At 61.3% G+C, this 9,871-nt stretch carries 10 protein-coding genes; 2 read left to right on the top strand and 8 right to left on the bottom strand.

Annotated elements, in window-relative coordinates:
* The first annotated feature begins 910 nt into the window (after nt 1-910).
* Nucleotides 911-2,842 (top strand): ABC transporter ATP-binding protein, encoded by a 1,932-nt coding sequence (locus tag CXY72_RS00480; protein WP_104125779.1) that lies wholly within the window; start codon nt 911-913, stop codon nt 2,840-2,842.
* Between the two features lie 110 nt (nt 2,843-2,952).
* On the opposite strand, the gene CXY72_RS00475 is transcribed toward CXY72_RS00480, so the two are convergent.
* From CXY72_RS00475 to CXY72_RS00440, 8 genes are all read right to left on the bottom strand, one after another.
* Nucleotides 2,953-3,420: an SRPBCC family protein gene (locus CXY72_RS00475; RefSeq protein ID WP_104125778.1), complete on the bottom strand. Its 468-nt coding sequence runs from the start codon at nt 3,418-3,420 to the stop codon at nt 2,953-2,955.
* A gap of 100 nt (nt 3,421-3,520) precedes the next feature.
* A complete protein-coding gene (locus CXY72_RS00470) occupies nt 3,521-4,045 on the bottom strand; it encodes a hypothetical protein (RefSeq protein ID WP_104125777.1) in 525 nt (174 codons plus the stop codon).
* Between the two features lie 25 nt (nt 4,046-4,070).
* Nucleotides 4,071-4,727, bottom strand: a complete 657-nt coding sequence (locus CXY72_RS00465) for a hypothetical protein (RefSeq protein WP_104125776.1) — start codon at nt 4,725-4,727, stop codon at nt 4,071-4,073.
* Between the two features lie 119 nt (nt 4,728-4,846).
* Nucleotides 4,847-5,284, bottom strand: coding sequence for a hypothetical protein (locus tag CXY72_RS19060; RefSeq protein WP_158252403.1), 438 nt, complete (start codon nt 5,282-5,284; stop codon nt 4,847-4,849).
* A 261-nt stretch (nt 5,285-5,545) separates the two neighbouring features.
* A complete protein-coding gene (locus CXY72_RS00455; protein WP_104125774.1) occupies nt 5,546-5,737 on the bottom strand; it encodes a hypothetical protein in 192 nt (63 codons plus the stop codon).
* Between the two features lie 246 nt (nt 5,738-5,983).
* Entirely contained in the window at nt 5,984-6,838 is an 855-nt protein-coding gene (locus CXY72_RS00450) for a hypothetical protein (RefSeq protein ID WP_104125773.1), read from the bottom strand.
* Nucleotides 6,839-6,961: 123 nt separating this feature from the next.
* Nucleotides 6,962-7,453, bottom strand: a complete 492-nt coding sequence (locus tag CXY72_RS00445) for a DUF4411 family protein (protein ID WP_104125772.1) — start codon at nt 7,451-7,453, stop codon at nt 6,962-6,964.
* Complete coding sequence (locus CXY72_RS00440; protein ID WP_104125771.1) at nt 7,453-8,598, bottom strand: ImmA/IrrE family metallo-endopeptidase; 1,146 nt, start codon at nt 8,596-8,598, stop codon at nt 7,453-7,455. Before CXY72_RS00440 ends, CXY72_RS00445 begins: the two co-directional genes overlap by 1 nt.
* A 408-nt stretch (nt 8,599-9,006) precedes the next feature.
* On the opposite strand from CXY72_RS00440, the gene CXY72_RS00435 reads away from it, so the two are divergent.
* On the top strand, nt 9,007-9,825 hold the full coding sequence (locus CXY72_RS00435) for an integrase core domain-containing protein (protein ID WP_146070975.1): 819 nt from the start codon (nt 9,007-9,009) through the stop codon (nt 9,823-9,825).
* The last annotated feature ends 46 nt before the right edge of the window (nt 9,826-9,871 follow it).

The following is a 9,871-nucleotide window of genomic DNA, read 5'->3' as shown; positions in this document are numbered from 1 at the left end:
TGCGGAGATCGTGACCGAACTCAACAATCGCCCCCGTAGAGCTTTAAAGCGGCAGACTCCTCACGAGGTCTTCAACGCCGCGATCGTTGCATTGACCGCTTGAAACTGTCGACGCTAAAAAACAGGTCAACGGCGAACCTCACGTCTCACTCGTCCGGCGTCGCGACCGAGAATTCCATAATCCCTACACGGACACCTACCCACCCGATGTGGAGCGGCCGACCAAACATAAACGCTCAGACGGCGACGGCAGCGGCGGACCACCGCGAAGAACCTAAAGGCCCCGTAGGCCACCACTACCGCCCGAGAGGGCACGCCTCCCCGCATTACGAACAATCCGACGCGCGCTAAAACACAAAAAACCACCGGCGACACGGTCCCGGTCGATGAATCGCCAACCCAACCCCACGAACACCCCGCTTAAACCAGAATCGCTCCTGAGAATCCTCAGGAGCGATTTCTTTTTGTTCCGACCGGGCCGTTTCGTGAACAGTTTCGCGAACGGACTTTTGATCGGGATGACAGGATTCGAACCTGCGACCCCTTGGAGGTTCTGGCCTTCATTATGTCGTTACCGAATGTCTCCGGAAACCCGCGGATTCCCTTGTATTTACAGGGAACCGGGCGGTTCGCTGCCTCCAATTGTACGTCATCGTTTTGGGTCATTTAGTGATGAATGTGATGGGTAAATGATGACCTTGTGAACCGCTTTTGGCGGGCGTATGTCATTGCCGACGCTGACCGGCGCACCGCGCGTCACCTCGGCAGCCGCGTTGCAAACACCGCCCACACGTTCGTTGCCGGGCGAGCCGTTTCATGAAAAAACCCCGGCTCGTTGCCGCTGGGGAGACCCCCGAGCTCGGGCAACTCGCCATCTAAACTTGGCCTGGTACCCACGGAAGGAACCATCATGAGTATGGAAGGCGCGGCCTGGAGCTCGCTGAACAAGATCTCGACCGCCAGGGACGCCAAGCACGGCTTCTCCCGTGAGTCCGTGCGGCGGATCATGACGTTCGCGGTGCCCTACCGGTCCAAGCTGCTGATCTTCATCACCCTCTCCATCGTGGGAGCTTTCCTCGCGGTCGCGACGCCGGTATTTGCCGGCCAGGTGGTCGACGTCATCGTTGCCCAGGGCGCGGTCACCACAATCGTGTATCTCGCCGTCGTCATCGCCCTCGTGGCCGTGGCCGACGCCGCCGTGTCACTCGTGACGCGCTGGTACTCGGCGCGGATCGGTGAAGGCGTGATCCTCGACCTTCGCACCGCCGTCTTCAACCACGTGCAGAAGATGCCGATCGCGTTCTTCACCCGCACACGAACGGGCGCCCTCGTGAGCCGCCTCAACAACGATGTGATCGGCGCTCAGCAGGCCTTCAGCGGCACGCTGTCCGGCGTGGTCACGAACCTGGTGGCGCTGATCCTCACCCTGATCGTCATGCTCAGCACGTCCTGGCTCGTGACGGTTCTCGCCGTGATCATGCTCCCCATCTTCCTGGTACCCGCCCGCCGCATGGGCAGCCGCCTCGCCGCGCTCCGCCGCGAGGCCGCCGACCACAATTCCGCCATGAGCACGCAGATGACCGAGCGCTTCTCAGCGCCCGGCGCCACCCTCGTCAAGCTGTTCGGCCGGCCCGACGAGGAGGCCGAGGAGTTCCGCGTCCGCGCCGCCCGTGTCCGCGACATCGGGGTGCGCACCGCGATGCTGCAGTTCGTCTTCTACACCGCCCTGATGCTCGTCTCCGCTCTCGCCCTCGCGCTCGTGTACGGGCTCGGCGGCGCCCTCGCACTAGCCAACCAGCTGAATACCGGCGATGTGGTCACCCTGGCGCTTCTCCTCACCCGCCTCTACGCGCCGCTCACCAGCCTGGCAAACGCACGGGTGGAGATCATGAGCGCGGTGGTCAGCTTCGAGCGCGTCTTCGAGGTGCTCGACCTTGACCCGCTCATCAAGGAGAAGCCCGACGCCGTCGCCGTTCCCGAAGGCCAGGTGGCCGTCGAGTTCGACAACGTGCGCTTCGCCTACCCGTCCGCGGACAAGGTGTCCCTCGCCTCTCTCGAGGAGGTTGCCACGCTCGACACCCGCGGCGGCGAGGAGGTGCTGCACGGCGTGTCCTTCAGGATCGAGCCGGGTCAGACCGTTGCCCTCGTTGGTTCGTCCGGTGCCGGCAAATCCACGATTGCGCAGCTCTTCTCGCGCCTGTACGACGTCGACAGCGGCGCCGTGCGCCTCGCGGGAACGGATGTCCGCGATGTCACTTTCGCCTCCATGCGGCACACCCTGGGCATGGTGACGCAAGACGGCCACCTGTTCCACGAGACTATCCTCTCCAATCTGCGCCTCGCGAGGCCGGAAGCGTCCGACGATGAGGTGTGGGACGCCGTCCGCCGTGCGCGGCTCGAGCCGCTCATCCGGTCCCTGCCCGACCAGCTGAACACCATGGTGGGCGAGCGTGGCTACCGATTGTCCGGGGGTGAGCGCCAGCGGATGACCATCGCGAGGCTCCTGCTCGCCCAGCCGCGCGTCGTCATCCTCGACGAGGCGACGGCGGCGCTGGACTCGACGTCTGAGGCAGCCGTGCAGGCGGCCCTCAGCGAGGCGCTCAAGGGACGGACAGCGATGGTGATCGCACACCGACTCTCCACCATCCGCAGCGCGGACCTGATCCTCGTGGTTGAGGACGGCTCGATCGTGGAGCGCGGTACGCACGAGGAACTGCTGGCCGTGGGTGGGCGGTATGAGGAATTGCACCGGACCCAGTTCGCCGTGCAGAAGAATGTTGCGGCGGATGCAGATGCAGATGCAGATGCGGATGCGGATGCGGAAGCGCTAAGCGGGATCTAGTCACTGAGCACTTCGCCACCATGCGGTCCGGCGCCTGAGCCGGACGACCCACGAGTCAATGGCGCTGGTAATCACGGCCGCGTAACCGACTCCGGCCCGGTGGCCTCACGTCAAGCGCGGGCGGAGCGCGACGCGAGTTGGCGAAGGGTGGCTTCGATGCCGGCGGCGTTCTGCCGAGGAAAGCCGAGCAGCTCATAGACCTTTCCCTGAACGGCTGGGACGGTGCTGTAGTCAAACGTCTCCGTAACGCGCGTAGACGTGGGCGTGAGCGGCGTGAGTTCCCAGCGCCACCGGTGTCCCGCGGGGTGACGCCACTCTACAAGCCGACCGTCTTCGATACGCGTCACCGTGCTGGTGATGCGATACGGGACGCCGAACTGCTTCATCGCTAACGAGAATTTTGCGCCCTGGGTGAGCCGCCGCGGCCCCGACACCGTACCGCCGACGGTGCCCGAGCCGTCCAGCTCACCGTGACGGTGCGGATCAGCCACCAACGCGAAGACGTCTTCGGCCGAAGCCGGCACCTCAACAGTGCGCGCGACTTGGCGAGGCCCTTGCTCAACCTGTTCGACCGTCATACTGCTCAGCCTAGGTGGGGGCTGTCTCTTAAACGGTGTTTCCGGCCTGACCCGCTGCACGTGGGCCTTTCAGGAGCGGCGTCGATGCAACAAATTGCCGCTACGCGGGGTCGACAAGGGCGCCGTCATCCTCGTCGCCCCAAGACTCAACAAGCGTGATTCGCCCGCGCGAATCGCGAATCGAAAGCACGAGCGCAATGATCGCGGTCGCGATTCCGATAACGCCCAGGGGGTTCGCGATACCAATAGCGATATCCAACGCAGGCTGTGTGGGTCCGCTGATGATTGTCTGCAAACCGCGAGGTGTTGAATCTGGAAGCGTGAGTCCCAACAAGAGTCCGCTAACGCCTGATGCAAAGAAAAACACGTATGTTATCGCGCGAGTTTCGAACCCTCGACGTGCCGTGCGTCGTACCGCGAGCCCCGTGAACACCAACAAGGCGGCAAAAATCACACCCAGCGTCGCCGCGTAGATGATGGTGAGGTCGCCACCGATCCCGAAGAGGTGGCGGCCGAAAGAGATCCACGCGGCCACCGCGATACCAACAACCACGACCACGCCACCCATGTGCCCTGAGCGCGAGGCACCAGGCGTCGCGCGAACTCGAATTACGTTGTACGTCATCACGCGCTCTCAATCACTGTGCTCGTTACAACCGTAGCCATGGAAGTGCTTGCGCGTGCGCACCTCCACAGATGGACAAGCCCGCGAACCGCGAAATAAATGCGACGCTATCCGACAACACACCCCTACGCCACTTGGGACTGCGGCCAATAAGACCGCTGAGCGCGCTGTTTGACTTGAACACCGCAGACTGCGTCACGCCGGCTTCCTTCGCCAGCTCGACTTGGGATCGAGGCTCCCCGTCGAGGAGGTACGCACGCATGATTGCCCAGCGACCCCACGGGTTGCGTCGACGACCAGGCACGGCCTCTGACGCATGCGCCGCCACGATCGCGTCTGGCGAGTGAATCTCCTCGCGGTCCCAGACAAGGAGTCGATCCCTGAGCGATACAACGCCCAACCGCCGATCGCGCTTCGCGGCGTCGATGAGGCCGCGGCTTGCGACGGGCACGACGACCAAGACACGCTCGTGGGCATTCTCAAGCAAATGCAGGGCGTCCCATTCATAGATCGTCTTTTGCCGCAGCTTCACTTGCACGGCAGCGGTTTCGCCGTCGCGGCTCACAAGAAGGCCAACGCCCCGACGCTGGTCGGAACGCACGGACACGTCGAAACCGGCCGCGATGAGCAGGTCAACTGCGTCAGATTCAGAAATCGTCGAAGCCGGCACTGTGATCCTCATATTCTTTCTAGTGAGTTATTTCACTAAAACTACTAGTGGGTATTTTCTCTAGACGGAACCCGGCAAGATGCCGCGAGCCTGAATTTTGATCCTTTCCGTGGTCCAGTCCCGCGACGATCTCAGCTTCGACGGCGCCGGCTTGCGCGCTCAGCAGCATTCTGAATGGCGCGGTTCAAGTCGACGATCAAACGCAGGGCGGGAGCCCATTTGTTGTCCAGCAGCAATGTGTCCGAACGGACCAACCCATTCAGAGCGGCGAGGACATTCGCAACCGCCCGAGGTGATCCGCAAACCTGTCGGACGCACTCGGTGATGTCGTGCCCTTCATCGATGGTCCGAATCATCTCAACCGTCTTCACGACAGTACGGTCAACAATTCGCACGTGAAATGCCTCCGGTTTACGAGCCCGTCTGTCGTCGTACGCTGCTTTGCGGCAGCCGGGTCCACAAAAGACGCGCGGTCGTCCGGTGCTCGCGGCCGGCGGCAGCGCCGCGCCACACCGGACGCAATGGGTCGAGGCCATTCGTTGGATGGTGGATTTCTGCAGGTCGCTCATACTCAGGAGGAGCGCCAGGCTGCACCGTTTCGTCACCGACGAAACAGCCGGGTCCTCGATCTGCAAGAGGCGTGGCCTTTCGAGTATGGGGCCGAGGGCAGTCGCCCGGAACCCTATTTCGCAGGAAGCCGGTGTCGGCGGTCAGGCTGCCTGCTCGTCGAGACCGCGCCCGATCAACGGTGATCGAGGCTGCCCAGTCCGGCCATCAGCGTACTGGCTGGATCGGAACGGATTTTCGCAAATGACACGTCCCAATTGGGGCTATTGCATCCCCGCCGCCGGGGGTGTTTTCGCCCGCTGCCCGCTGTGATCTTCGACATCCGGTTTCGCCCACGGGGCGGCGGCGATATCTTCCTCTGGACGCTGCGGGACGGTCTGTTCGATCTCCGGGACAGACGGCTCATCGGCGCTGGGAATGTGGTTCTGAGTGGAATGCTCGAAATGGAGAGACACAGCGCATGTCTCGGTCGATAACGTCCTCAGCGCATGGCCGTTATTCGGACGATTAGCCGAGCCTGTTGAAGGCCGAAATCGCTCTTCGTCTAACTCGGGCTTCCACGACGGAGAGAAGCGAGACTAGTTGGCGACGACCTCGTTGGCGCAGATGTCTTCGGCCTTCCAGACCCTTCAGGCCGTGACGAAACTCGCCGGTAAGTAGCCCGCTCGGAGATGTCGGGCAATTCGAGTTTGGACTCGAGTCTAAGTCGCGCCAGGCCGCTGATGCTCGTGCGCCTCTGCTGCCCGTCGCTCGAACAGCTGCGCCGTCGCATGAATGTCGCCAACGATGGCCGCGAAGATGTGTCCGTATGAACCGTTGTCAATCAGATGCTGCGACGGTTGCTGAACGGATGCGGCTGTAACTCCCGTGCCTGCGGACACGGCGAGGTTGCCATGCGCGATCCCGGAGCAGAGCATCCATCCGGCGCGCATCATGGTTGGGTAGTCCGGATGCAACGCGGCGCCTGCGTCAGCCACAATCGTTGACAACGGGATGCGCTTCGATTCCATGATCGTTTTGGAGGCCAAACCCTTTATGGGGCGGGCGATCTGAGATATCCGCTTTGTCAGATCTAACAGTCCGGTGCGGTCAGCCTCTTCGTCAGCGATTGTCGCCATTTCAGCGGCACTGGTGGTGTCCCACCACATTCGCTTAAGTACTCGTTCAACGCTCTCCCGGTGATTCTTTCCGGACAAGAGCCAATGCGCGCTGGCCGTGCATTCGATCGCCGCACGTAAGACGACGAACGACGATAGCGACGGGGGCTGCGACTTGTCACCCGGGAAGCCGCCTTCGTCGGCAGCTTGTACGTAGTGGATCGCAAGACGGAGTTGCGTGCGGATCATGGTCGACGGTTGAAACGTCCGTGTCAGTGCGAAACGACCATCTACTGCTGCCATCACTCCACCAAGCACTACCTGCACTTCGTCGATCTGTTCACGGATTTCGATGCCCCGCTGCCGGGCTTCCCGGAGCTGCTGATTTCCCACGGAGCGAAGCCTCTCCCCTTTCATGTGCGCGAAAATGCGCGATAGCTCTTCGTCGTTGATGTCCACTCGCCAAGGCTAATGAGCGAAGTTACTGCCTACGGACATATGGAAGCAGCCATTCTCACCATCGCGGGGTACTCGCCTACTGCGCGTTGCCCAGCAAGCCGACCGCCTATCGTGACCGAGGTGTTAAGGCGTTCCACTGAGCACGAACTGCGCGTGCTCCTTGCGGAGCATATCGAACGGGGACATCCAGGAGACGCCGTGCGCAATGCAAGCGTCCGGAATCTTGACCCGGGACTTCCTGTTTGGCTCTGGCTTTTCCATCGTAACAACGGTGTGGCCATAAGCGTGCGCGTAGGCGACGAGTTCATAATCGGCTGCACTGAGAAATTCGCTCACAGCGGCTTGCGTGAACCATCCAGAGTTAGCCCAATTTGCGACAGTTCTCAGGCTGGGAATGCACGCCGCGTCCATAGGAAGAAAGAGCCCCGATCGAGTCCCCGCCCATGCGGTGAGATTGTCGGTGCCTGCGGCGATCTCTCCACCGACCTTGTGGATACTTCGGGCGATCCCACCCGAGTTGGCCAGGTCAAGCCAGTTCCAGAACGCCGGCACAAAGTCCAGACCGTAGTGAGCGCGATTTGCTTGGATAAAGATGTTGGCGTCAAGCAAGTACATTAAGCAACCCCAAGCCTGGTCGCTAGACCTTCAAATGTCTTGCGCTTAGCCGCGCCCAATAACCCGAATGCGTCACGATACAAGGTGCGCCCCTCCATAGTGTCAACGATCACAGCGCGGGCGAAGCTTCGGCTGATTCGAAGCGGCTGGGTGTTGTAGTAGTCCCCGCCACTACCCGAGCGCGCAGCGATAATTCCACGAATTCGATCAAGTTCCTTCGAGTAGCGGTCGCGGTAGTCGTCCCACTGCAAGAAACCCGCATCGAAGATTCGCTTAAGAATTACAAGGGTGCTCACCTTGTACTGACGAGCCAATCGTTCAAGCTCCCCGGTGTCGGGGGCGCCTCGATAGTCAGCGCGAATACTCGTGATCGGAACCAGAACTTCGGCGGCGACTTTGTTGGCCCAAAGCTCGTGGTCATTAGTCACGGCGTCCGCCATCTTTGCGTCGGACAATGCCGTGTCTCCGAGCCAAATATGAGCTAGTTCATGCACCATCGTGAAGATTTGAGCAGACTTCGTGTCGGCGCCGTTCACGAAGATTAGCGACGCCATGGGGTCCGCGAGCGCAAACCCTCGAAACTCATCTGGATCCAGCCTTCGCTTCGTATTGCTGCCAACGATGCCGCTGACCATTACGAGCACACCTAGGTCCTCAATGGCGTCAATAAGCTGCCTAAGCGCATCCTCCCAACGGCTGAATCGAGCTCGCTGGTTCATCCCGAAACCGAGAACACGACGAATCTCATCGGCGACTTGCTCGACCGGATCCGAGACGGAAGAGCTCCCAACGAATGGCAAGGATTCGTAGCCTTGATCGGCCGAATAGAGTCTGAACCATTCCTGCCTAGCTTGGCACTCGTAGATCGTCTCAAGGAGGTCAGGACTCGGCTCAACAATGCCGTTGTTACCCAGCGTCCTGAAGTCCGGAATCGGAACCGTTTCGATGGGCGGCGTATCGAGGAACAAGTAGCCCAGCGGGGCGTGAGTAGCGTGAGCGAACGCCTCAAGTTGTTTAAATGTTGGTTCCTCAATGCCGTTTGCCCACGCAGAAAATCGCGAGTAGCGCTTGTCTTTTGGGGTTAGACCTGATCGTTTAAGAGCCCATGTCAGGAGTTGGGGATTCACGGACACGCGCTCAACCATTTTGTCCCCCTCGCGGCTTCTACTCCGAATATAGCTGGAAGCGCGAAGGTGGGCCTCATCGCCGCACCCACCATTTTGGGGTGAACGTTCGGGATCTCGTCCGCCTACTTTCGACGTCCACAAGTGTGCGCAGTTCAGGGCCTAGCTTCAATTCGACGCTCCCACTCGAGGCGTGGGACCTCGAACCATCGCCAGGTTGATGCTGCCAGGGTGCGATTGCGAGCGCGATTAGGGCGGGACCAGAAGGTTGCTAGAGCGGTGTTAACGCCGACTGAAAATAGGGCCATAAACGCCAACTGAAAACAGGGCCACCAACCACTATGGAAGGTGATCAAATTGGATGATTGGGCTGAGATCCGCCACCTGCATTCGACGGGGAAGCATTCGAAACGGGAGATAGCGCGGCTGGTGAGGGTGTCCCGCGGAACGGTCGATCGGGCGTTGGCTGTGGATCGGTCGCCGACGTATCAACGGGAGCCGACGGGGTCAAGTTTCGACGCATTCGCCAGCCAAGTGCGGGTGTTGCTCGCGGCCACGCCCCTGATGGCGGCCGCGACAGCAGCCGAACGGGTGGGCTGGTCGGGGTCGCCGTCGTTGTTTCGGGCCAAGGTCGCCGAGCTCCGGCCAGAATATGCGGTGCCGGACCCTGCGGATCGACTGGTGCACCCGCCCGGGTTTCAGATTCAATGTGACCTCTGGTTCCCGCACGAGGACCTGCCGATGGGTTATGACCAAGCGGCGGCGCCGCCGGTTTTGGTGATGACGTCGACGTTTTCCGGGTTCATTCAGGCGCGCATGTTGCCGTCGCGGACGACGCCAGATCTGCTTGGTGGGATGCGGTCGTTGCTTCGGGAAGCCGAAGCTGTCCCGGCCCGGTTAACGTGGGATAACGAGTCGGGCATCGGACGAGGGAAACTCACCGAGCCAGCCGCCGCGTTCGCAGGCACTCTCGGCACGCAGATCAAACTGCTCAAGGCCCGCGATCCGGAGTCCAAGGGCATGGTTGAACGCATGAATCGTTTCTTCCGCGGGCGTTTCATGTCAGGGCGCTTGTTCACCTCGCCCGATGACTTCAACGAGCAACTGACCGCGTGGTTACCCACGGCGAACAACCGTCTCTCCCGGTCCCGCCAGGGCCGACCCAACGACCTCATCAGCCGTGATCGGGCCGCGATGCGCGGGCTCCCGCCGATGACCTGCCGCGGGTATTTCGGACAGCGGAATTAGTGGATTCTTCTACGCTGTCCATGCTGGCTGTTGATAACCGTAGTGG

The sequence above is a fragment of the Cryobacterium sp. Y57 genome, from assembly GCF_002929505.1.
Lineage (GTDB): Bacteria > Actinomycetota > Actinomycetes > Actinomycetales > Microbacteriaceae > Cryobacterium.
This window is presented reverse-complemented; position numbering and strand designations above follow the sequence as displayed.